Below are 23,346 nucleotides of genomic sequence, written 5' to 3'. Positions count from 1 at the left end.
TAACTCGTATCAAACGAGCTGGCGGCCCTTTGCATCGATGGCCGTCGCAACAGCTTCGTCCGAAGCCTCATCCGGCAACAGCATCTCGTTATGTGCCTTGCCAGATGGGATCATCGGGAAGCAGTTGGCGAGATTGGCAACCCGGCAATCAAAGATAACCGGCGCCTTTACCGCGATCATCTCGGCAATCTTGCCATCCAGTTCCTTGGGATCGTCGCAATACATGCCGACAGCGCCATAGGCTTCCGCCAGCTTGACGAAATCGGGCATGGCTTCGGTGTAGGAATTCGACAGGCGGTTGCCGTGCAGCAGCTGCTGCCACTGGCGCACCATGCCCATATACTGGTTGTTCAGAATGAAGATCTTCACCGGCAGGTTATGCTGGATGGCGCAGGACATTTCCTGGATGCACATCTGGATAGACGCATCACCGGCAATATCGATAACAAGCGCATCCGGATGTGCAACCTGAACGCCGAGCGCTGCCGGCAGGCCGTATCCCATCGTGCCGAGACCGCCTGATGTCATCCAGTGATTTGGCTCCTCGAAGCCGAAGAACTGGGCTGCCCACATCTGGTGCTGGCCGACTTCGGTGGTGATGAAGGTCTCCCGGCCCTTTGTCGCTTCAGCAAGACGCTCCAGCGCATATTGCGGCATGATGACGTCATTGGAGTTCTTGTAGGAGAACGACTTGCGTGCGCGCCAGGTCTCGATTGAAGAGCGCCATTCGGCGGCCTGGGCCTTTTCCGGCTTCTTCGGCAGCGCCCGCCATAGGCGGACCATGTCTTCCAGAACATGACCGACATCGCCGATGATCGGAATATCGACCCGAACGTTCTTGTTGATCGACGACGGATCGATATCGACATGGACCTTGCGCGAATTCGGCGAAAACGCGTTCAGGCGGCCGGTGATACGGTCGTCGAAACGGGCGCCGATACAGACCATGACGTCACAGTCATGCATCGCCATGTTGGCTTCGTAGGAACCGTGCATGCCGAGCATGCCGAGCCAGTTCTTGCCCGAAGCCGGATAGGCGCCCAGGCCCATCAGCGTCGAGGTGATCGGGAAATCGGTCAATTCGACCAGTTCGCGCAGCAGCTTGGAGGCTTCCGGGCCGGCATTGATGACGCCGCCGCCGGTATAGAGGATCGGACGACGAGCTGTTGCCATCAGTTCGACTGCAGCCTGGATCGCCTTCAGATCACCATTGACCTTCGGCTTGTAGCTCTTGCTTGCCGACGCTTCCGAAGGCGGAACATAGGTGCCGGTGGCGAACTGTACGTCCTTTGGGATATCGACAACGACCGGGCCGGGGCGACCAGTCTGTGCGATACGGAACGCCTCATGGATGATGCCTGCCAGTTCGTTGACATCCTTCACCAGCCAGTTGTGCTTGGTGCAGGGGCGCGTGATGCCCACGGTATCGGCTTCCTGAAACGCATCCGAACCGATCAGCGTGGTCGGAACCTGGCCGGTCAGGCAGACCAGCGGGATCGAATCCATCAGCGCGTCCTGCAGCGGCGTGACCGCATTTGTTGCACCCGGACCGGAGGTCACCAGCATGACGCCAACCTTGCCGGTGGAGCGAGCGTAACCTTCGGCCGCATGGCCGGCGCCCTGTTCATGACGGACGAGAATATGCTGGATGTCATCCTGCTGGAAAATCTCGTCATAGATCGGAAGAACGGCGCCGCCTGGGTAACCGAAGAGATGTTCGACGCCATTGTCCTTCAAAGCGCGAAGCACGATTTCGGCGCCTGTCATCCGGTTGCCGTTATCCGCCGTGTCCGTCATGTCCTGTCCTCCTGATGTCTGGCCTTTTATCTGCAATGGCCTGGATTGCTGCTGGAGATTTGTTTCTGGTCCTTTGGATTGAGATGATCGACCGGAAACAAGGCATAAAAAAAGGCCCCTTAGGAGCCTGTCTTTCCGCGCATGGGTGGCTAACGCCGGACGGTTACACCGTCCTGCCCATGCGCGTTCCCACCACAATAAGTGCCTTCGAAATCTTCATGGCCGGGAGTGTTAGCCGCATAATACACATTCGTCAACGCGGCGATTAATCAAAAAGCCTCTCGGAGGCCCTGTTTTCAATCAACCTGATCATTTCGTTGGCAGAACCTACACCAGTTGTTAAGCGGCACGCCATAATTTGCATCTCCAGTACGCCGCCCGGACACTGCTTGAGTTTCCACCCCAATGACAGGGGCGCCTTTTGCTGAATGACGAATCCCATCGCTCTCCCACATCAGGAGAGCAAGATCGCAGGGATCCTATGAAGCCGGGAAACCGCTTCCTGGGAAGGGTTGTTTCTTGCAATGGAGCGCACGCAACCATCGCAGCCGTAGCAGAGGCTGGCGAAACCGAGCTCACCGAGCTTTGGTCTGTAGGGCGCCTCATCTCGATTACCGTTGGCAAGAACCGCGTCGTGGCATTGGCCTATTCGATGCAGACCGGCATACGCGAGTGGTCGGAAACCGATGACACCAAATTTCAGATCGAAGTCGAGCTTCTCGGCGAGGTTCGTGTTGGGCCGGATGGGCGAGAGCAGTTTTCCAGAGGCATATCGCGATACCCCTATCTTGGAGCGATTGCCCACCGAATACGCTCGTCGGATCTCGTAAAGATCTACGACCCCGGCAAGAGCGAAACATGTGTCGTCGGCAAATTGACCCAGGACGAAAGCATCGATGCTGCGATCCATGTGCCGACGATGTTGTCGAAACATTTCGCTATCGTCGGCTCAACCGGCGTCGGCAAGTCGACTGCGGTTTCTCTGCTGTTACACAAGGCTATCGAGTCAGACCCGAAACTCAGGGTTCTTATCCTCGATCCGCACAACGAGTTCGCGGCAGCCTTTCCCGAACACGCGGTAACAATCGACACCGACACGCTGGATCTGCCTTTTTGGCTCATGCGGCTTGAAGAATTTGCCGAAGTGGTGTTTCGCGGACGCCCGGGGGTTCCCGAAGAACTGGATATGCTTCGCGACCTCATCCCGGAAGCCAAGCGAGCTTTCCGCGGCAGCGAATCCAGCCTGACCAAAAGATCCGCAGAGAAAAGCTCCGTTACGGCGGACACGCCGGTTCCCTACCGCATGGCCGATCTTCTCGCACTGATCGATGACCGCATCGGCCGCCTCGAAGGCCGCGCTGAAAAACCATTCCTCCGGTCGCTGAAAATGCGGATCGTTTCCGCCATCAACGATCCGCGCTATCATTTCATGTTCTCCAACAACACGATCCACGACACGATCATGGAGACGATCGCGCACATATTCCGCATTCCCGGCAACGACCGTCCGATCTCGACCTTCCAGCTCGCCGGCATACCGTCGGAAGTGGTCAACTCCGTCGCGTCGATCCTCTGCCGTATGGCCTTCGAGCTTGCCCTGTGGAGCAATGGCGCCATCCACATGCTGGTGGTCTGCGAAGAAGCACATCGCTACGTGCCGGCCGATCCCACTCTCGGTTTCATTCCGACCCGCCAGGCAATTGCGCGAATTGCCAAGGAAGGCCGCAAATACGGCGTCTCCCTCGGCGTGATCACCCAGCGTCCGGGCGAACTCGATCAGACCATTCTCTCACAGTGTTCGACGCTGTTTGCCATGCGGCTCTCCAACGACCGGGATCAGGAGATCATCAAGTCGGCCATTCCGAATTCATCGGTCTCTACCACGAGCTTTCTCTCCTCGATCGGCAATGGCGAGGCGATCGCATTTGGCGAAGCAATTGCCGTCCCGATGAGAATGAGGTTCACCCACGTCGATTCTCAGCACCTGCCCAAGGCTCACGGAATCGCTGACAAGAATCACGAGGAAACACCCGACACGGTCGACTTGCGTGCCATTGTCTCGCGTATGCGCTCTGTCAGCGGGCCTGATATCAGCACTTTCCAGCAAAGTTATCTCGCCGCCGAAGCGGCTGGCGCAATGCCTGCTGCTCCCTTCATCCCCGAAACCAACGTCGACTTCCCCCCGGCAAGTGATGCCGAACTTGATCGCTGGAAGCGGGAGATCGGGTCTCACAGCGCTGCAGAAACCAGATCCAGCCAGTCTACAGAACCCTATCGCCCGGACATGTTACCGAGGCCGGCAAGGGTCGAGCAAGCAACGCCACTGGATAACCGGAGCGGCGGGCGTGGCCGCACGCTGGCACCCTCGCCCGATCCGGTTGCACGACCCAATCCGTTCCTGAAACGGGAAGGTTCCTTCCGGGATAGCCTGCTGAAGAAGCCTTTGAGCAGTCTTTACGACAAGGACTGAACCGACGCGGGCAAACCTTCAATACGGCGCCAGTCTTCATCCATCTGATTGCGGAACCAAGTCATCTGCCGTTTTGCATATTGCCGTGTCAGGGCCGAACTGCGTTCGATCACGCCTGCTCTCGACATCTCGCCATTGAGCATTCCGGCGATCTCGCGCACTCCGATTGCTTTCATTGCAGGCAGTTCGTCAGACGGATTTTGCGCAAGAAGCGCTTTAACTTCATCGATCGCTCCTTGATCAAGCATCTTCTCGAAACGGCGATTGATGCGATCGTGAAGAACGGCACGATCCGGCAGTACGACAAATTTCTGTGCGCGGGCAGGATCGATAATCACCGGCCCTTGCTTGCCCTGAAACTCCACGATCGACCGCCCTGTGGTCTGCAGGACCTCAAGCGCTCTGACAATCCTCTGTCCATCCCGAACGTCCAGAGCATCGGCCACCGCCGCATCTTTCTGCGCCAGCTCCGAGTGAAGCGCCTCCGGCCCTTCATGCTTCAGCCTCAGCCGAACCTCGCAACGTATCTCCTGGGGAATTTCCGGCATGTCCGAAAGACCGCCGGTCAGCGCCTTGAAGTAGAGACCGGTGCCGCCGACGAAGATGGGCAGCTGACCGCGAGCGCGAATGTCTGGCAGAAGAGAGGCTACGTCGCGCAGCCATTCCCCTGTCGAATAAGCCTTTGTCGCAGCGACATGACCATAGAGATGATGAGTTATTCCCTCCATCTCCTCGTCCAATGGCCGTGCGGTCAGCATACGTAGCGTATCATAGACCTGCATGCTGTCGGTATTGATGACCACACCATTTTGCTTCTCGGCCAGCCGGACGGCCAGTGCCGACTTGCCGCTGGCCGTCGGCCCGGTTATCAGGATCGCGTCGATGTCTTGCACAAGGTTTTCCATATGGCTTTCGTTGCCACGCTCATTGCCCATCCGTCAAATCCGGTTCTCAACTCGGCTCTTGCAGAGCAGGCAGCCGGAGCCGTCAGGACTTCGGGTCTTTACTGGCTTGCGGACGGCATAGCCTGCGACATTGCCCTGCATGACGACGAAGACGTAACGACCGCGGAATCCAGGTTGCGCAAGCTGATAGCAGATGCACCGGTCGATGTCGTCGTCCAGCAAGCGGAAACACGACGCAAGCAGTTTCTGATCGCCGACATGGATTCCACCATGATCGGCCAGGAATGTATCGACGAACTCGCCGACGTCGTCGGCCTGAAAGACAAGGTAGCAACGATTACCGCCCGTGCCATGAACGGCGAAATCGCCTTCGAACCTGCCCTACGCGAGCGTGTCGCCCTGCTCAAGGGCCTTCCGATCACGGTGGTCGATGACGTAATTGCCAAACGCATCACACTGACATCCGGTGGCCGCGAGCTGATTGCGACGATGAAATCGAAGGGATATTACGCTGCCCTTGTGTCTGGCGGCTTCACGGTATTTACCAGCCGGATCGCGGCCACGCTCGGCTTCGACGAGAACCGCGCCAACGTCCTGATCGAAAAGGACGGCATTCTTACTGGCGAGGTTGCCGAACCCATCCTCGGCAAGCAGGCCAAGGTCGATGCACTGGAGGAGATTTCAGCCAGACTTGGCATCTCGCCCGATGACGTAATCGCGGTTGGCGATGGCGCTAACGACCTCGGCATGCTGAGCATTGCCGGTTCCGGCGTCGCACTCCACGCCAAGCCCACCGTCGCCGCACAGGCAAAGATGCGCATCCACCACGGCGACCTGACGGCCCTGCTCTATATCCAGGGTTATCGGAAAAGCGACTTCGTCACCGAATGAGCCGGCGGGTCGCCATCATCGAGACGCCCCGTCTGATCCTGGGCACCTGGATCAAAGCCGATCGCGACCTTTTCCGTGAAATCAACGCCGATCCTAAGGTCATGGAGTTTTTTCCGTTCCGGCGAAGCTACGAGGAAGCCGACGCGTTCCTGGACAAGCTCAACGGGATGATAACTGAAGATGGACGGGGGTTCTTTGCCGTCGTACTGAAGGAGACACAGGAACCGGTTGGTTTCTGTGGCCTGTCTCATCCCAATCTTCCAGGGATATTCTCAGATGATACAATCGAGATCGGTTGGCGTCTCGCGACACGGTTTTGGGGAAACGGTTACGTCACCGAAGCGGCAAGCGCGCTTTTGGATCAAACCTTCGCTCGCCGAAATGTAGATTGCGTCGTCTCCTTCGCGGTTGAGAAGAACCATCGCTCGACCAACGTGATGAAACGCCTTGGAATGCGCAGACGCCAGGAGATGGACTTCAGCCATCCGCGTATTCCCGATACATATCCCCACCTGAAACGGCATGTCGTTTACACCATTTCAAAAGACGAATGGCAGGCCCGAAGGCCTGCCTGATTTCGATCTCAATCGAGAGGGATCGCGACGAAACGCAGATTACCCGCCTTGTCCGCGATCATGATGTGAGCGTTTCTGCGTCCCTCCGCCTTCAGCGCATCCATCCGGCTGGTGACATCACTTGGCTGCTCGACGAAATCCTGCGCCACCTCGACAATGACCTCGCCCGGCTTCACGCCTTTATCGGCAGCAAGCGAGCCGGCGGCAACTTCAGTCACCACCACGCCCTCAACGCTTTCAGCGATATCGAAGCTCTTGCGGCGCTCTTCATCGAGCACGGCAATCGTCATGCCATAGGCTTTTACCGGCTCCTTGCTCTGCTCTGCGCCCTGATCGCTGCCGTCATTCGTTTCCGGCGCATCGTCGGCCTGGGGATCCTCGCCGTCAGCATCTGCAGATTGAACGCTGTCTTCCAGCCGACCCGGTGTTACCTTGACGGTCTGCTGCTTGCCATCGCGAAGGATGACGACATCAACCTCCTTGCCGACAGGGCTTTCAGCAACAATACGGGGCAGATCCCGCATCTCGTTGATCGGCTCGCCATCAAAGCTGACGATCACATCGCCGGCCTTGATCTCGCCGTTCTTGATCGGTCCATCATTGATGATGCCGGAAACCAGCGCACCTCTCGCCCGGTCGAGACCGAGACTCTCGGAGACTTCATCTGTCACCGGCTGAATACGCACACCGAGCCATCCGCGTCTTGTCTCGCCGAATTCGATAAGCTGACGCACCACATTCTCGGCGATCTCCGTCGGCACGGCGAAACCGATGCCGATCGAACCGCCCGAAGGCGAAATGATAGCCGTGTTGATCCCTATGACTTCGCCACGCATGTTGAACAGCGGACCACCGGAATTACCCTTGTTGATTGCCGCATCCGTCTGAATGAAGTTGTCATAAGGGCCTGCATTGATATTGCGGCCACGCGCCGAAATGATACCCAGCGTCACAGACCCGCCAAGCCCGAACGGGTTGCCGATCGCCATGACCCAATCGCCAATACGCATACGGTGCGAATTTCCAAAGGGAACCGCCTTCAGAGGCGTTTTGGGTTCGACCTTCAATACGGATAGGTCAGTCTTGGTGTCGGTTCCGATCAGGGTTGCCTTGAGCTTGGAGCCATTGGCAAAGACAACCTCGATATCGTCTGCGCCTTCGATGACGTGATTGTTCGTCACCACATATCCAGCGGGATCGATGACGAAGCCGGAACCAAGCGAAGAGACTTTCCGGTTGCCGCGCTGTCCGCCCTCACCATCAAAAAAATCGTCGAAGAACTCCTGAAACGGTGATCCCTCCTGGATTTGCGGCGGCTGAGGGCCGTTACCGGAGCTCTTTACACTCTGCGAGGTCGAAATATTGACCACAGCATCGAGCAAGCCTTCGGAAAGATCCGCAATCGATGCAGGTCCCCCCGGGGTCATGTTGGCCGGCGGCGAAGGTGGCGGATTGAAAGATGTCGACGGCGGCGCAGGCGCGGGCAGCATCGCGCCAGGCGCGCCCGGCCGCGACTGCGAAGGCGTCGAAGGTGCCTGGGCTGGAGCCGGAGCATCGGGCTGCGTCTGTGCCCAGCCGGGTATGGGCGCGACGGCGACGGCCAGAGCAATACCTCCCGCGGCAAAGCGCTTCCAGGACGATCGAACCTGCTGAGCCATCTGGCCTCCTCACATTGTGGACTGTCTGCATTGCCCTCAGGAATGTGGGCTTTATCGATCCGCTTATAGGAACGACTGAATCGGGCAGAGTTTCGGCAAAGAATAGGGTGGAATGGCCCGGCAGGAAATTACCTTTTCGTGAGGAAGCGGCCACTCTGCACATAAAACGTGAAAAGGGCGGCCAAAGCCGCCCTTCTCTACCAGTTCAGTTTGCCGGAGCAGGAGCCGTAGTTCCCGCCCGCGGAGTGCGGTTTCCATCCGGTGTCTCGAAGTATTTGAAGAAATCCGAATCCGGCGAAAGAACCATCGTCGTGTTATTGTCACCGAGGGCCGAAACATAAGCCCGCATCGAGCGATAGAACTCGAAGAAGCTCGGATCACGCTGAAACGCTTCGGCAAAGATCCGGTTACGCTCTGCATCGCCCTGACCGCGTAGGATTTCAGAATCCCTCTGAGCCTCGGAAACCAGCTCGACGACCTGACGATCAGCTATCGCTCGGCGTCGCTGACCTTCTTCGTTACCGCGAGCACGGATCAGTTCGGCCTCGGCCAGACGCTCGGACTCCATGAGCTTGAAAGTCTGTTCGGAAACGTCCGGCGTAAGATCGGTACGGCGGATGCGAACATCCTCGATCCTGACGCCCAGCGTTTCAGCCGCAGTATTAAGATCGCGATGGACCTCGGTCATCATCGATGCCCGTTCTTCCGACAACGCTGCTTCAAAACCGCGAAGACCGTAGACACGGCGAAGACCGGAATCGAGACGCGTCCTGAGACGCGATTCAGCGGATTCCCTATCGCCCGAGACGGTCTCACGGAAAAGTCTCGGATCAGCGATGCGGTATACGACGAATGCATCCACATCGTAGAATTTGCCGTCATTCACCTGAACACGAATATTGTCCAGATCAAGTCGCAACGCGCGCTTCTCGACATACTGAACACGATCTGCATCCATGAAAGCAAAGGGCAGCTTGAAATAGAGGCCGGGTTCGCTCTTGACCGACTGGATTTCACCGAACCGGATGACAAGTGCCTGCTCGCGCTCGTTGACGACAAAAAGCGACGAATAAGCGAGAAACAGAATAACGGCCAATCCAACGAGGAAGGCTGGAAGACGGTTGGAATTCATCGGCTTCCTCCCTGCGGCTGTGCGGCCGGATTACGCATCATCTCGTTGAGCGGAAGATAAGGAACTGCTCCCTGCTGCTGACCATCCATGATGATCTTGTTCGAGGATTTCAGCACCGCTTCCATCGTTTCGATGAAAATACGGCGACGCGTCACTTCCGGTGCATTGGCATACTGGTCGTAGATGGAAATGAAACGCTGAGCCTCACCCTGTGCTTCGTTCACGACACGGTCGCGATAAGCGGAAGCCTCTTCGCGTACCTGGGCCGCTTGACCGCGTGCTCCACCAAGCTTCTGGTTGGCGTATCGGTTCGCTTCCTCCTTCGCTCGGTCCTCATCCTGCGTTGCGCGCTGAACTTCCTCGAAAGCATCAGCAACTTCACGTGGCGGCGAAGCATCCTCGATGGACACGGCATTGATCGCAATACCCGAACCGTAGCGGTCCATGGTCCCTTGAATGATGTCGCGCACCTGGGTCGACATGGATTCACGACCGCCGCGGAAGATATCCTGCGCCGGGCGGCGTCCAACCACTTCGCGCATCGCGCTATCGGCAACCTGCTGAAGCGTCGCAGCCGGCGTCTCAAGGTTGAAAAGATAGGACTTGGGGTCAGTGACCGTAAACAGAACTGAGAATTGAACGTTGACGATGTTCTGATCGCCCGTCAGCATCCAGCCGGCATTCGAGCTCGATCCCCTGGCTGCACCGATATTCTGCTGCTGCTCGGTAACCTTGACGATTTCGACAGTTTCAAACGGCCACATGTGGAAATGCAGGCCCGGCATGGAAACTTCTTCCTTGGGCTTTCCGAACCGCAGTTCGACGCCTCGCTCGTCCGGCTGCACCGTGTAGATCGACTGGAAAACCAGGAATGCTGCAACCACGAGCAGCACGATAACCACCGCACCGCCGTTGAAGCCGCCGGGTACGATCCCCTTCAGCCGATCCTGACTGCGGCGTATGATGTCCTCGATATCGGGCGGACCGCCATTGCCACCGCCGCCATTACCGCGCGGACGGTTTGGTCCTTGTCCCCATGGACCTTGATTGTTACCGCCACCGCCGCCGCCGCCCCATGGGCCGCCGCCGCCATTCTGATTGCTCCAGGGCATCAAAACCTCTTTGTAAGTGTCTCCCTTCCCTCGCGCCGCAACTGATCGAAGAGCAGCAAGGGTTCCTGCCCGTTATAGGTATCAGAAGCTCAGCTTTCAACGCGACTTCAATAACTTCCAAGTCAACGGTAACGAAATGTTTCAGTTTGCCGCGTTTTTCCGCCGGTAGACGGAAAAACGCGTGGGATAATTGTCCTTGTCTCCGGCAGGAATTGCCTCTTCGGACACTTTCTCGAAGATATCGGGATCAATGTCAGGGAAGAACGTGTCGCCATCCGGAATATCTGCTTCGACATGCGTCACATAAAGCCGATCAACGAAATTCATAGACTGTCGGTATATTTCGCCTCCCCCGATAATGCCGATTTCGTCGGCACCGGTCGCAGCGGCGATCGCCTGCGCGGTATTTACCGCCTCTTCTACGGAGCCGGCCAACTGCACGCCTTCGATGATACGCGACACGTCACGCGTTACCACGATATGTGGGCGGCCGGGCAAAGGCTTGCCGCCGAACGAATCGAGCGTCTTGCGCCCGACGATTATCGGCTTTCCAAGCGTCATGGCCTTGAAACGTTTGAGGTCGGTCGAAAGCTTCCATGGCATATCGCCATCGCGACCGATCACGCCGTTGCGGGAAACGGCAACGACTATGGAAAGCGGAGCTTTCGCCATTACACTGCTACCACGGCCTTGATATGCGCGTCGGCGACATAATTCTCGAGTTCGAAATCCTCGAACCTGAACCCGAAGATATCCTTGATGTCAGGATTGATCTTCATTGTCGGCAGCGGCTTGGGATCACGCGTCATCTGCAGCCGCGCCTGTTCCATATGATTGGCATAGATATGTGCATCACCGAACGTATGGATGAATTCGCCAGGCTTCAGCCCCACGACCTGTGCCACCATCATCGTCAGCAGTGCGTAGGAGGCAATGTTGAAGGGTACGCCCAGAAAAATATCGGCAGATCGCTGGTAGAGCTGGCAGGAGAGCTTGCCGTCGGCGACATAAAACTGGAACAGGCAATGGCACGGCGGCAGCGCCATGTCGTCCACCTGAGCCGGGTTCCATGCTGAGACGATATGGCGGCGGGAATTGGGATTGGTCTTCAACCCCTCGATCAATTGAGCGATCTGATCCACATGCCCGCCATCAGGCTTGGGCCAGGAACGCCATTGATATCCATAGACCGGGCCGAGATCGCCGTTCTCATCAGCCCATTCGTCCCAGATTCGAACGCCGTTTTCCTTCAGGTAGGCAATATTCGTGTCACCCTGCAGGAACCACAGAAGTTCATGGATGATCGACTTCAGATGCAGTTTCTTCGTCGTCAGAACCGGAAAGCCGTCCGACAGATCAAAACGCATCTGGTATCCGAAGACGGAGCGCGTGCCGGTGCCGGTGCGGTCACCACGATCGCTTCCGGTTTCCATCACATGCCGGAGAAAGTCGAGATACTGTTTCATGGGTGTCTAGCCGATTCCTGAGTTTCAGGACTTACATAATAGCATGCCGGCCGCACACCAATCACCTGCCGGTGACGCAAATCCGCTTTCCCCGGCTTTTCACTATCGTCACACCAATATGACAAGACCTCTTTTCAACGGTCACGCAAACACCTATATCAGCCGTGCCGGACTTCGGTTCGGATATGGCGATAAACGGTCGGTGTAATAAACCTATTGGACCCGGGGGCGGTACCCGGCGCCTCCACCACAAGGTGGCCTCCGATGGCCACTTTATGATGGGGGCGAAATAGGATCGACAAGGGTGTAAAGATCGAACTTTTGCTCGGCATGATACCGCCGTTATCGGGTCACAAGTGTAGTTGCAAATGACAACAACGCTAAGGGTTATGCTCTCGCTGCCTAATGGCGGTGCGGGAAATCCGAACTAAGTCCTTACGGTTAGCCCCGTAAGGCGGGGTCCGAAGGCACCTGGCAACAGAAGCCTTCACCTTCCCCTAACACTGGAATACAATCGTAAACTGACTCGGCGGCTCGGGACTTCCGTCCGTTGAAATGGCATGGCATAACGCGTCTTACTAAAAGACGTTAACAGGGAAAGACAGGACCGCATGGCTCAGGATCATATCCGTTACGATATTCTGGCACAGGATGCGCTGCGTGGCGTTATTCGCAAGGTTCTGACAGAGGTCGCGGCTACAGGCCGCCTGCCCGGCGACCACCATTTCTTCATTACCTTCCTTACAGGCGCGCCCGGTGTGCGCATCTCGCAGCACCTGAAGGCGAAGTACAACGAACAGATGACGATTGTCGTACAGCACCAGTTCTGGGATCTGAAGGTAACCGATACGCAGTTCGAAATCGGTCTTTCTTTCTCCGATACTCCTGAACGCCTGGTCATCCCGTTCAATGCCATTCGCGGCTTCTACGATCCCTCGGTGAATTTCGAACTGGAATTCGAGGTGCCGTTGACCGAGGAAGATGAAACTTCCGCGGAAATCACCGCCATTCCGGTGGAGGCAATCGCCAAGACTTCAGAACCTGCAAAAGAAGACGGCGAAGAGAAGAAGGAAGGCTCGGTCGTGTCCCTCGATTCCTTCCGGAAGAAGCAGTAGGCCAGATCGACGGGAGATCGTTCCATGGGTGACGTCGTCAATCTCCGGCAATTCAAGAAGACCAAGGCGCGCTCCGAGAAAGAGAAGCACGCCGAGCAAAGCCGTATCAGCCATGGCCGCACCAAGGCTGAGAAATCACTGACGACAGCGCTAAACGACAAGGCTGAGAAATCCCTAAATCAGGGAAAGCTGGAAAAGTCTCAAAAAAATCCAGAATAAGTGGACATTAACGGCCTGTTAGCTGTGCCCATTTGGGTCGCTTGACCCACACCGTTCCGCCAAATTTATAGGGGCCTCTGGTCATGACGATCACGGAGCCACTCTTGATTCACAAGCATTCCGCCACCCTTCACGGTCACCGAACGAGCTTTTCCCTGGAGGACGAATTCTGGTGCGAATTGAAGGCGATCGCCAAGGAAAGAGGCATGAGCCTCGCCAGCCTCATCACCGAAGTCGATGACGAACGCGGTGGCCTAGGCAACCTCTCATCCTCTTTGCGCCTCTACGTTCTCCGCTATCTGAAGGGAACTGACCCGGTTATAGGTAACGACATGGCGAATGAACCGCTGCCTTCGGCAAAAGCGCGCGCCTGAATCGCTACTGGCCGAGACCCGGCAAATTTCCTTCGCCGAAAGGCCTGCCAACCTGATTGCCGGGTTGCAGGTTCTCATTGGTCGGCGGCACTGTAAGCTGAAGTTCGTTCGCCTTGCGTTGCCGCTCCTCTTCCGCAGCTTTCGCCGCCTCGACCATCGCTTGACGCTGCCGCTGCGCGGCCTCAACACGGGCTTTTTCTGCCGCACGCTCCGTCGCATTGAAGTTGTAAAGCGAGACCTCGCGGCGAAGACGCTGCTTTTCCAGTACGCTTGACTGAAGCATTTCCACCCGTCGACGCTCCTGCTCATAGGCGCGCATCGACAGGAAGTTCGTCAGGGCAGCAATATCTATGCGTTCCTTGGGCTTCGTCCGATCGCCCGAATAAAGCAGGCGCACAGTCGGGTCTCCACCGGCAACCGCATCGTCACCGGCATTGTAGGAGATAGCGACAGAGGCATTCATGCCGCGCTCGAAAATGCCAGCAGTTCCTTCCGCCGCAAGGTTGAGACTTCTCGATGGCAACCTGATTTCCTGGACGCGCAATTCACCGCCACTGATCGAAAACGGGATATGCACCTGCCCAAAAGCCACTTCGCCCTGATGGACGAGGGCCGCCACTTTGCCACCGACACTCGCTTCCTTCACCTCGCCCTTCGCGGCATCGGTCGACGCCATCACGGTCTTGAGCAGGTCCGGATTGATGCCGTGAACAGTCACATCAGAAAGCTGAACCTCGCCTGATCCGCTCAGAGCAGCAGCAAGATCGCGCATATTGCCGCCGCTTGCCTCGGCCGAGGCATCGAAACTGACCCTGCCATCCGCAACAGTGCGATCTCCATTGCGCCAGACGATGGATGACAGATCGGCATTTTCCACATGCAGTTTCGTCTGCATGATGCCGGTGCCGTTTCCATTGGAGATCAGAAGCTTGCCTGCAATTTTTCCGCCCTGCCATTCGCCGGAAGCATCATCGAGAGAAATGCCGCCTCCCCGATGCAGAAGCTTCGTCGAGAAGTTCGCGACCCGCCCGATCTCGCCCGCATGAAAGTCCTTGGCCTTCACATCCAGCGAAACTTCACTGTCGCCGAAAACAGGCAGCGAGAATGGTTCTGCCAGCGGCTCTCCATTCTCGGGATTTGTCACCGGACCGAAGACAGCATCGCCAAGCCAGGCGAGATCCAGCATATCGACGGCAAGCGCACCATCGGCTTTGAGGCTGGCGGAGCCACGATCGACTGAAAGCTTCCCATCGAAAGCGTTGCCATCCGCATTCCCGCGCAGCGCTGTTACATCGATTGACTTGTCGGTCAGCGCCAGATCGGCCTTGAGATCGACCGGCAAACCGCCGCCGAACTGCGGAATTCCGATACCGGTCAGAAGCAGATAGGGTTCGATGTTTTGGCTCTTCAGCTCGACATATCCCCGCCCCTCAGCGAAATCATCCGCCATCAGCGATATGTCACCACTGGCGGCAAGCGATGTCCGATCCGTATTGAAGGCAAGCGTCGCGCGGGCGGGTCCATCGGAAGACTTATCAACATTTAGCGCCAGCTTGCCCGGCCCATCGCCGCCAAACGGCAGAATGTTAAGGCCGGCCTGACCGAGCAGGATTTCCGACTTTGGATTATCCAGTGACGCCGCAATCGCCATTGCGTTTCCGCCTGTCAGATTGAACAGAGTCGGCAGCTCTATGTCCACCTTGACCGCACTGCCGTTAATGGAGCCGGCAACCTTCACCGACGCCCCATCCGACTGCTCTCCGATGCTCAGGTCCGCGGTCAGGTCCGCTTCGGAATAGTAGGATGCATTGGCGCTCAGACGGTCAAGAACCGGATGCGCCGGCAATTGCTGCTTGAGCATCGCCATGAATGCCGTCGGGTCTGCCGACTGGAAATGCACCTTTGCGGTCCCGCGATAATCGAGCAGCGAGCCCTGCACTTCGCCCTCGGCAGACACGCGAGCACCTGCAATATCGCCCGCGGACAGATGCCCAAGCGCCAGAACGCCACCCGCCATGGTGAAGGCGGTATCGACATTCTTCGCGACGACTCCGGATACGGTCAATTTCTCGGCCTTGAGCTTTGCCTCCAGCCGGTGATCCAGCACGCTGTGACCGGCATCCTCGCCTGTGACCAGCGAGGCAAGCGCCCGCATCGCATCGAGATCAATTTCATCGCCTGCAAGGTCCACAGACAATCCGGGCGATTGGGTGCCCTGAGACCGCCGCTCCATACTGCCCTTGAGCGTTGCCGGACCTATCGCCAGTTCCAGTCCGTCGAAACGTTGGACGTTGGTGGTCAGATCGACCTTGGCCGAAAAACCTGCCGTGCGGAGTTGGCGGATTGCCGGATCGACGCGGCCGGAAAGCCAGTCGGCAAGGCCGGACGGCTGGGTGGAGGCAAGCAGCATGTCGCCCTTGAAAGACGGAAGGCCCTCCAGCACCAGCGCACCGGTCGCTTCCATCCGGGTCCGTCCCGGCAAGGTCGCAATCGCCTTGTCAACCGTCCAGCCGCCATCCGCCGGACGCACGTCGAGCTGGATATCGCGGATCGTCGTATCGTTCAAAACAACGGCCGGCAGCTTGAGGCTGGCGCGACCGGGAACCTGCGGAATGGGAATGGATGCGGCCATCTCGACAAACGCCTGCAGCCGGCGCTGCGCGGATGCAGCGGCATCGCGGCCCGTCTTGCCACGCATTCCCTGCTGTCCGAGCTTATTGACGTCGATCTGCTGTCCTTCGGCAGTCAGCAGAAATTCGGGTCTGCTGCCGGTATCGAGCGTGGCCTCACCGGTCACTACGTAAGGTTCGTTGAGCGCACCAACCTCAAGCCGATAGTCGGCGACCCGTATCCGGTCATTGGTTATTTCGAAACCGCCCTTAACCCGAGGCCCGGGCAGTGGAGCGCTAACCGGCTCTGTCTCGTCCTCTTCCTGCAGCACATTCACGGTAAAGCTGCCGCTATAGGTCGGCACGTTTTCAGCCAGGGTCAGTTCACCGTCGAGATTGACCTCGAGAGGTTCGTCCTCAGGCCAGAGCCGCAGCCTGAGCGGCAGACGTTTCGTTTCGACATCTGCGGCGCCGGTAACGAGGCTGAAGCGCCCCTCTTCACCGTCAAGGATAGCATTCCCCTCACCGCGCCACGGGCCGGCAAGCGACGCCGCCGACATTTCCGCAGTCAGCCCGGTGATATTTCGGGACCGCCCGGACTGCTCATCAATCACGGCGACCGCCGCATTGCTGATGTGAACATCCTCGATCACCACGACACGCGTCGGAATGGCCGGCCGGCTTCCGCGCATCCAGTCGAGCGTCCCATCCTTCAGGACGCGGACGCGTACCGTTGGATCCTCGATACGCATATCGAAGATACGCGCCTCACCGGAAAGAAACGGTGCCAGCTCCATATCCATGGAAAAGCTGGCGATCTGTGCCAACGGCTTGCCGTCAACATCCTGCCCGACGCGGACGTCATGTAAGGTGATCGATGGAAACGGGAGTAGGCGGGCATCGACCTCGCCGTGTACCGATACTTTCTTGCCGAGCATACGGCTCGCCTGCTGCTCGAATTCGACGCGGAAGCTCGACCAGTCAAGCACGAACGGCGCGAGCAGCGCGGCAAAAAGAACCACGACGATCGAGCCGCCGATTGCCACCATCACGCGTCCAAACACCGTCCCAATTCTCCTGTTTCACTCACACTACCGGATCGGCAGTCGCGTTCAAGTCACGCCTGCGCCATACGGAAGATCTTGCCGGGATTGAAGATATTTTCGGGATCGAGCCCCTTTTTGACAGACCGCATGACATCAAGTGCGCCACCCAACTCTTCGTCGAGATAGGACATCTTGCCCTGCCCCACGCCGTGCTCGCCGGTGCAGGTACCATCCATGGCAAGCGCGCGGCGACTGAGCCGTTCCGTGAATGCCTCGACATTAGCAACCGATGCTGGGTCCTTGTCGTCGAAGAGCACCAGAACATGGAAATTCCCGTCTCCTGCATGGCCGACGATGGGCGCGAGAAGACCGGAATTGCGGATATCTGCCTGAGTTTCGGCAACGCATTCGGCGAGCCGCGAAATTGGCACGCAGACATCCGTCGAAAGACCGTTTAGCGACGGGTCGAGCGCGCGCCCCGCCCAATAGGCATTGTGCCGCGCATTCCAGAGCTTGGTTCGCTCCTCGGCATTGGCAGTCCAGTGGAATTCGTCGCCGCCGCATTCGGCAGCGATCTCGGCAAACTGCTCCGACTGGATACGGACCGTATCCTCGGTGCCATGAAATTCCAGAAAAAGCGTCGGCTTCTCGGGATAGGAAAGATTGGAATAGGCGTTGCAGGCCTTGATCTGCACGTCGTCCAGAAGCTCGATGCGCGCAACAGGTATGCCCATCTGGATCGTCATGATGACTGCATTGCAGGCATCTTCGATCGTCGGAAACGCGCAGACGCCGCCACCGATCTTTTCAGGGATACCCTGCAGCTTCAGCGTCACCGAAGTGATGACGCCGAGCGTGCCTTCTGCACCGACGAAAAGTCGGGTCAGGTCATAACCCGCCGAAGACTTCTTGGCACGGCGCGCGGTGCGGATTTCCTCACCGTTGGCAGTCACCACGGTGAGCGCAAGAACATTGTCCTTCATAGTGCCGTAACGCACCGCGTTCGTGCCCGAAGCGCGGGTCGAAGCCATACCGCCGATGGTGGCATTGGCACCGGGATCGATCGGGAAGAAAAGCCCCGTATCGCGCAGTTCACGATTAAGCTCTTCACGGGTAATGCCGGGCTCAACCGTGACATCGAGGTCTTCCGGACTGATGCTCAGCACCTTGTTCATACGCGAAAAATCAACCGAAATGCCGCCGGACGGCGCATTCACCTGACCTTCGAGCGAGGAGCCGACACCGAACGGGATGACGGGGACGCGATGTTCGGCACAGATCCCGACGATCAATTTTACGTCTTCGCTAGTCTCAACGAAGACGACGCCATCCGGCAGCTGCGCCGGCAAATAGGTGGTGGTGTGGGCATGCTGTTCGCGAAACGACTGGCCGGTCTGGAAACGATCCCCGAACGCCTGCTTCAAAATCCCGAGGACAGTGCTGATACCGTCCTCGTTGCGCGCGCCAGACTGAACGTCCCGAATTGCCATGTCGAATTCTCCTGCATGCTGAGCAGGAGATTGGTTAGGAGACAGGGCCTTGTTTGTCCAGCCGAAAGGCGGTCGACCCGGTACGTGATGACAGATCCTATTCGGCTGCCATCAAAGGAGGCTGCTTGCTGTCGTTCGCCCGGCTCTTTTTCGCATTCTCCAGCTCGTCATGGAAACGGGCTTCCTCATGCGCGTGCGGCTTGGCGAAGCGGGCAAGCAGGAGATAGGCAACCGGCGTAATGTAGAGCGTCACCAGCGTGGCAAAGCCGAGGCCGCCGACGATCACCCAACCAAGCGCGATACGGGCCTCGGCACCGGCCCCTTGAGCCAGAACCAGGGGCAGACCACCGATCACGGTTGCGATCATCGTCATCATCACTGGCCGCAGACGCAGGCTGCAGGCCCGTTCGATCGCCTCCCGGCAATTGGCGCCCTCGTTTCGCAGGTGATTGGCAAACTCAACGATCAGAATGCCGTTCTTGGCCATCACCCCGACAAGCAGGACGAGACCGATCTGCGAGTAGACATTCAGGCTGGACCCCGTCAGCACCAGTGCAAACGCGGCGCAGGCAAGCCCCAGCGGCACCGTCGACATGATGATGATAGACGACAGCACGCTTTCGAACTGGGCTGCCAGCACCAGGAAGATGATGGCGATGGCAAAGCCGAAGGTCAGCGCCATGCCGCTGGAATTTTCCTTGAGCGTCGCCGCTTCCGCAAGCGGGATCAGACGCGATCCCTGTGGCAACAGCGGCTGAGCCAGTTCGGTCGCCACCTGAACCGCCTGGCCGAGCGATACACCTTCCTTGAGACCCGCGGAGAAGGAAACCGAAGCAAGCTGCTGCTCCCGCCGCAACGTCGGAGACACCGCGCGTTCCTCCAATGTCGCGACGGTCGACATCGGCACCATTCGTCCGTCCTTGGTCTTCAGGAAGATGCTTTCGAGATCGGTTGGATCGTCGATCGGCCTCGTGGTTGACTTGAGCTTGACCGGGATCGCCTCGCCATCGACGAACACATCGACGACAGAACGCCCTTCGAGAAGCGATTGCACCGCCGTACCGAGAGCCTTGATGTCGATACCGAGGTCAGACGCACGTTCGCGATTGACCGTTATGAAAATTTGCGCCTGATTAGGCTCATCGTTCAGGCGTGGCGTATCGAACAGATTGGTCTCACGCAGCGAATCCACCAGCTTTGCCGCAGCCGCCGTCAATTGTTCGTGGCTGGTACCGACCAGCGCCATCTGCAACCCGTTGCCGGCGCCGCGGATACGCAGGCTATTTTGCTGCTGGGCGAAGGCTCTGAGTGCCGGCACAGTCGCCGTCGCCGCGTTGATATCCTGGACGATGTCCGCCTGGCTGCGCTCGCGCTCCGACCAGGGAGCGAGCGTCAGCACCATGAAGCCGTTGTTCTTCGCTCCGCCCTGCCCCGAGATCGAATAGATGTTCTGAATCTCTCCCGCGTCGACGAGCGGCTGAAGTTTTTCTTCAACTTGCTGCAGCTTGTCCCGCATATATTTCAGGCTGACGCCCTCCGGCGCGGTGGCACGCAGGAACACCATCGCCCGGTCTTCCGGCGGTGTCAGTTCGCTCTTGACCGTCTTGAAGGCCATGTAGCCAGCACCACCAAACAGTAGCGCGACCACAACGACTGCAGCCGGCACGTTGAGGCAGGCATGGAGCGTCGTTCGATAGACATTGGCAAACAACGTGCCGAATCGACCGAGCAGCCCGTCATGCTTCTCCTTGATCGGCTTGGTCAGCATCCGCGAGGCAAGCATCGGGCAGAGCGTCAACGCCGTGATCGATGAAAGCGCCACAGCGAAAGCGAGAACGAAACCAAATTCGCGGAACAGACCGCCCATCTGGCCGGGCAGGAAGGAAAGTGGGATGAAGACTGCGGCGAGCGTGGCCGTCGTCGCAAGAACCGCGAAGAACACTTCCTGCGTCCCGATCACGGCCGCAGCACGCGGCCCCATGCCTTCAGCTCTCCGCCGCACGATATTTTCCAGAACGACGATCGCATCATCGACGACAAGTCCGGTCGCCAGAACGATGGCCAAAAGTGTGAGAATATTGATGGAGAACCCGACCATATAGATCGCGACCAGCGTGCCGATCAGCGCAACCGGCATGGTCAGCGCAGGAATGAGCGTCGCCTTCCAGTCGCGCAGGAACAGGAAGATGACCAGAACCACGATCGTACCCGAGAGGGCAAGGGCAATCTCTACCTCGTGCAGCGCGCCCTGAATGAACACGGCGTCATCGCTGGTGATCGCGATCCGCGTGCCTTCCGGCAGGCTCTTCGACAATTCTGCAACGGCGGCGCGAACACCTTCGGAAATACTGAGCGTATTCGACTGAGCCTGTCGGAGCACGCCGAGACCGACGCCCTGGATGCCGTTCGACCGAAGCGCCGTCGTCCCATCATCCGGCCCGAGCATTACGGTCGCGACATCGCGAAGCCGGACATTGTCGTTGATAAGGATATTTTCGAAGTCTTCCGGCTTGGTGAGATTGGCCGTGGCACGGACGACGATGTCCTGTGTCGAGGATTCCAGTGATCCCGCCGGCACATCCATGGCAGCGGTGGACAATGCATTCGAAAGGTCCGCAATCGTCAACCCGCGGCTCGCCAGCGCCGTCTGGTTCACGTCAACGCGAAAGATTTTCTCCTGATCGCCGTAAAGCTCGACATCGGCAACACCATCGACGGCGGCCAGCCGGTCGGAAACCTCGTTATCGACGAGAAGCGTCAGCTCTTCCATCGACATCGTGAACGAGGTCACGGCAAGACGCATGATCGGCTGGCTGTCGCTATCCGCCTTGATGATGCGTGGCTCGTCGGCATCCTCCGGCAATTGCCCGGTCACGCGGCCGAGCGCATCGCGCACGTCGTTCGCCGCCACAGCCAGATCCGCAGTATCGCTGAATTCGAGTGTGACCCGGCTCTGGCCGAAGTCGGAAATCGATGAGATCGTTTTCAGGCCGCTGACTCGCGCAACGGCACCCTCGATGACATCGGTCACCTCCTGGTCCATCGTCTGCGCCGATGCACCATCATAGGTGGTGCGAACGCTGATCACCGGCTGATCGACATCCGGCAGCTCGCGGACTTCGACACCGACAAGCGCGGCAAGACCGGCGACCACCAGCAACGTGTTGATGACCGCGGCGAGGATAGGACGCCGTACGAAAAGCGCGGTGAAACCCTGCTTGCCGGATTGGCCGTTTGATCCGCCCTGCGCGACCTCGTGCGATTGTCCGCCTTTATCCTCGCTCATCGGCTGGCAACCTCCGGCGGCTTTTCACCGGCAATGCGCACTGCACCACCTTCGCGAACCCGCTGCAGGCCTTCCGTTGCAATCGCATCGCCTTCGTTCAGGTCTGCCGCAACAAGAATGGCGTCCGGATTGCGCTGGATGATCCTGACCCTCGCCTTTACCGACTTGTGGTCTTCGATCCGCCAGACGAAGGAGCCCTGCGTATCCCATTGGATCGCAAGTGGATCGACAGCGGGATAGGTTTCGCCGGGGAAACGCATGGTAACGCCGAAGGACATCCCAGCCCTCAATTCATCTTCGCCATTCGGAATTTTTGCGCGGATGCGGATCGTGCGGCTGGCGGGATCGACGCGGTTATCCACCGCCTCGACAGACCCCTTGAATGTCTGTCCGGGACGGGAGATCGACGCGGCCTCCACCGGCATGCCAGTCTTCACTTGCACGGCAAACCGCTCTGGCGCCCAGAAATCGACGAGCAGTTCGGATCGGTTGTCGATGGTCACCACATTGCTCGACGTCGTGACGTTATCGCCGATATTGATGGCGACGATACCGACGATGCCATCGATCGGCGCCACAACGGACCGGCGCTTCAGCGAGAGCTGCGCATTGGTTAGCGCAAGCTGAGCCGTCTCTTCGGCAATTTGCGCATCGAGCACTTCGAGCCGTGAAAAGCTTTTCAGGTTTTGGTAGCTCTCCGACTTTTCCTTTGCGCTGCGAAGAAGCACCTGTGCCTGATCGCGCAGGATGATCTGTTCGTCATCGTCTAGCTGGGCGAGAACCTGCCCCTTCTTCACCTGATCACCGGATTTTACCAGGATCTCGTTGATCGTGCCCGCCGCCTGCGGCATGACGATAACCGACTGGATCGCCTCACCATCACCGATTGCGGAAAGGCTGTCGTTGACGATGCCAGTTCCGACCGGACGTGTTGCAACCAGCACGGCCTGCCCGCCCGACGAATTCTGCCGGTTGCCGCCCGCGCCTGTCGAGCGTTGGCCGCTTCCGGCCACGGTCGCCGAAGCCGGTTCCCTCGCTTTAGGATTGATCGTCGAGACGATTGCCTCAGGCACTCCCATCGAGACCAGCGTGCGGCCAGCATCCGCCGACAGATAAACCCAGAAACAGAGGCCTCCGAGTAAAACCGCAGCCGACAGAAGAAGCTGGTTCCAGATCCGCATTCATGTCCTCGTGAAGTATC

The 23,346-nt window shown here is 58.3% G+C and carries 17 protein-coding genes and 1 other RNA gene; 7 read left to right on the top strand and 11 right to left on the bottom strand.

The window, feature by feature from the left end:
* Positions 1–9: 9 nt before the first annotated feature.
* Entirely contained in the window at positions 10–1,797 is a 1,788-nt protein-coding gene (locus tag GGE33_RS05430) for an acetolactate synthase 3 large subunit (protein WP_148147655.1), read from the bottom strand.
* A gap of 481 nt (positions 1,798–2,278) precedes the next feature.
* Between GGE33_RS05430 and GGE33_RS05425 the strand changes: the two genes are divergently transcribed.
* A complete protein-coding gene (locus GGE33_RS05425; protein ID WP_183821508.1) occupies positions 2,279–4,267 on the top strand; it encodes an ATP-binding protein in 1,989 nt (662 codons plus the stop codon).
* Here the strand turns inward: GGE33_RS05425 and miaA are convergent.
* On the bottom strand, positions 4,252–5,172 hold the full coding sequence (gene miaA / locus GGE33_RS05420) for a tRNA (adenosine(37)-N6)-dimethylallyltransferase MiaA (RefSeq protein WP_183821507.1): 921 nt from the start codon (positions 5,170–5,172) through the stop codon (positions 4,252–4,254). The two genes, GGE33_RS05425 and miaA, sit on opposite strands and share 16 nt — an antisense overlap.
* Between miaA and serB the strand changes: the two genes are divergently transcribed.
* Positions 5,173–6,063 (top strand): phosphoserine phosphatase SerB, encoded by an 891-nt coding sequence (serB, locus tag GGE33_RS05415; RefSeq protein WP_183821506.1) that lies wholly within the window; start codon positions 5,173–5,175, stop codon positions 6,061–6,063.
* Complete coding sequence (locus GGE33_RS05410; RefSeq protein ID WP_183821505.1) at positions 6,060–6,638, top strand: GNAT family N-acetyltransferase; 579 nt, start codon at positions 6,060–6,062, stop codon at positions 6,636–6,638. Before serB ends, GGE33_RS05410 begins: the two co-directional genes overlap by 4 nt.
* 8 nt (positions 6,639–6,646) lie before the next feature.
* Here GGE33_RS05410 and GGE33_RS05405 read toward each other — a convergent pair whose 3' ends face one another.
* From GGE33_RS05405 to GGE33_RS05385, 5 genes are all read right to left on the bottom strand, one after another.
* Positions 6,647–8,296, bottom strand: a complete 1,650-nt coding sequence (locus tag GGE33_RS05405; protein WP_183821504.1) for a Do family serine endopeptidase — start codon at positions 8,294–8,296, stop codon at positions 6,647–6,649.
* A gap of 205 nt (positions 8,297–8,501) precedes the next feature.
* On the bottom strand, positions 8,502–9,428 hold the full coding sequence (gene hflC / locus GGE33_RS05400) for a protease modulator HflC (RefSeq protein WP_148147649.1): 927 nt from the start codon (positions 9,426–9,428) through the stop codon (positions 8,502–8,504).
* Positions 9,425–10,540, bottom strand: coding sequence for an FtsH protease activity modulator HflK (hflK, locus tag GGE33_RS05395; protein ID WP_148147648.1), 1,116 nt, complete (start codon positions 10,538–10,540; stop codon positions 9,425–9,427). Before hflK ends, hflC begins: the two co-directional genes overlap by 4 nt.
* A 141-nt stretch (positions 10,541–10,681) precedes the next feature.
* Positions 10,682–11,212: a dihydrofolate reductase gene (locus GGE33_RS05390; RefSeq protein ID WP_183821503.1), complete on the bottom strand. Its 531-nt coding sequence runs from the start codon at positions 11,210–11,212 to the stop codon at positions 10,682–10,684.
* The gene (locus GGE33_RS05385) at positions 11,212–12,006 is read right to left on the bottom strand and encodes a thymidylate synthase (protein WP_183821502.1); all 795 of its coding nucleotides are present in this window, start codon (positions 12,004–12,006) and stop codon (positions 11,212–11,214) included. The genes GGE33_RS05390 and GGE33_RS05385 overlap by 1 nt, the downstream gene beginning before the upstream one ends.
* Before the next feature lie 127 nt (positions 12,007–12,133).
* On the opposite strand from GGE33_RS05385, the gene ssrA reads away from it, so the two are divergent.
* From ssrA to GGE33_RS05365, 4 genes are all read left to right on the top strand, one after another.
* Positions 12,134–12,498, top strand: a transfer-messenger RNA (tmRNA) gene (gene ssrA, locus GGE33_RS05380).
* A gap of 119 nt (positions 12,499–12,617) precedes the next feature.
* Positions 12,618–13,121, top strand: a complete 504-nt coding sequence (locus GGE33_RS05375; RefSeq protein WP_148147645.1) for an SspB family protein — start codon at positions 12,618–12,620, stop codon at positions 13,119–13,121.
* Positions 13,122–13,145: 24 nt separating this feature from the next.
* Positions 13,146–13,340, top strand: a complete 195-nt coding sequence (locus GGE33_RS05370) for a DUF4169 family protein (RefSeq protein WP_148147644.1) — start codon at positions 13,146–13,148, stop codon at positions 13,338–13,340.
* 104 nt (positions 13,341–13,444) lie between these two features.
* Complete coding sequence (locus GGE33_RS05365) at positions 13,445–13,714, top strand: ribbon-helix-helix domain-containing protein (protein WP_148147643.1); 270 nt, start codon at positions 13,445–13,447, stop codon at positions 13,712–13,714.
* A gap of 4 nt (positions 13,715–13,718) precedes the next feature.
* Here the strand turns inward: GGE33_RS05365 and GGE33_RS05360 are convergent, their stop codons facing one another.
* The 4 genes from GGE33_RS05360 to GGE33_RS05345 form a co-directional block, all read right to left on the bottom strand.
* The gene (locus GGE33_RS05360; protein ID WP_183821501.1) at positions 13,719–17,387 is read right to left on the bottom strand and encodes an AsmA family protein; all 3,669 of its coding nucleotides are present in this window, start codon (positions 17,385–17,387) and stop codon (positions 13,719–13,721) included.
* Positions 17,388–17,440: 53 nt separating this feature from the next.
* On the bottom strand, positions 17,441–18,859 hold the full coding sequence (locus GGE33_RS05355) for an FAD-binding oxidoreductase (RefSeq protein ID WP_183821500.1): 1,419 nt from the start codon (positions 18,857–18,859) through the stop codon (positions 17,441–17,443).
* A gap of 97 nt (positions 18,860–18,956) precedes the next feature.
* Positions 18,957–22,145, bottom strand: coding sequence for an efflux RND transporter permease subunit (locus GGE33_RS05350; protein ID WP_183821499.1), 3,189 nt, complete (start codon positions 22,143–22,145; stop codon positions 18,957–18,959).
* Positions 22,142–23,326: an efflux RND transporter periplasmic adaptor subunit gene (locus GGE33_RS05345; protein ID WP_183821498.1), complete on the bottom strand. Its 1,185-nt coding sequence runs from the start codon at positions 23,324–23,326 to the stop codon at positions 22,142–22,144. The genes GGE33_RS05350 and GGE33_RS05345 overlap by 4 nt, the downstream gene beginning before the upstream one ends.
* Positions 23,327–23,346: the final 20 nt, after the last annotated feature.

Source organism: Aliirhizobium cellulosilyticum (assembly GCF_014198105.1).
Taxonomy (GTDB): Bacteria; Pseudomonadota; Alphaproteobacteria; order Rhizobiales; family Rhizobiaceae; genus Neorhizobium; species Neorhizobium cellulosilyticum.
This window is presented reverse-complemented; position numbering and strand designations above follow the sequence as displayed.

What these genes read in the sequence shown, in the direction of transcription:
- GGE33_RS05430 (WP_148147655.1), bottom strand. Translation starts at nt 1,797, where the DNA reads ATGACGGACACGGCGGATAACGGCAACCGGATGACAGGCGCCGAAATC.
- GGE33_RS05425 (WP_183821508.1), top strand. Translation starts at nt 2,279, where the DNA reads ATGAAGCCGGGAAACCGCTTCCTGGGAAGGGTTGTTTCTTGCAATGGA.
- miaA (WP_183821507.1), bottom strand. Translation starts at nt 5,172, where the DNA reads ATGGAAAACCTTGTGCAAGACATCGACGCGATCCTGATAACCGGGCCG.
- serB (WP_183821506.1), top strand. Translation starts at nt 5,173, where the DNA reads ATGGCTTTCGTTGCCACGCTCATTGCCCATCCGTCAAATCCGGTTCTC.
- GGE33_RS05410 (WP_183821505.1), top strand. Translation starts at nt 6,060, where the DNA reads ATGAGCCGGCGGGTCGCCATCATCGAGACGCCCCGTCTGATCCTGGGC.
- GGE33_RS05405 (WP_183821504.1), bottom strand. Translation starts at nt 8,296, where the DNA reads ATGGCTCAGCAGGTTCGATCGTCCTGGAAGCGCTTTGCCGCGGGAGGT.
- hflC (WP_148147649.1), bottom strand. Translation starts at nt 9,428, where the DNA reads ATGAATTCCAACCGTCTTCCAGCCTTCCTCGTTGGATTGGCCGTTATT.
- hflK (WP_148147648.1), bottom strand. Translation starts at nt 10,540, where the DNA reads ATGCCCTGGAGCAATCAGAATGGCGGCGGCGGCCCATGGGGCGGCGGC.
- GGE33_RS05390 (WP_183821503.1), bottom strand. Translation starts at nt 11,212, where the DNA reads ATGGCGAAAGCTCCGCTTTCCATAGTCGTTGCCGTTTCCCGCAACGGC.
- GGE33_RS05385 (WP_183821502.1), bottom strand. Translation starts at nt 12,006, where the DNA reads ATGAAACAGTATCTCGACTTTCTCCGGCATGTGATGGAAACCGGAAGC.
- GGE33_RS05375 (WP_148147645.1), top strand. Translation starts at nt 12,618, where the DNA reads ATGGCTCAGGATCATATCCGTTACGATATTCTGGCACAGGATGCGCTG.
- GGE33_RS05370 (WP_148147644.1), top strand. Translation starts at nt 13,146, where the DNA reads ATGGGTGACGTCGTCAATCTCCGGCAATTCAAGAAGACCAAGGCGCGC.
- GGE33_RS05355 (WP_183821500.1), bottom strand. Translation starts at nt 18,859, where the DNA reads ATGGCAATTCGGGACGTTCAGTCTGGCGCGCGCAACGAGGACGGTATC.
- GGE33_RS05350 (WP_183821499.1), bottom strand. Translation starts at nt 22,145, where the DNA reads ATGAGCGAGGATAAAGGCGGACAATCGCACGAGGTCGCGCAGGGCGGA.
- GGE33_RS05345 (WP_183821498.1), bottom strand. Translation starts at nt 23,326, where the DNA reads ATGCGGATCTGGAACCAGCTTCTTCTGTCGGCTGCGGTTTTACTCGGA.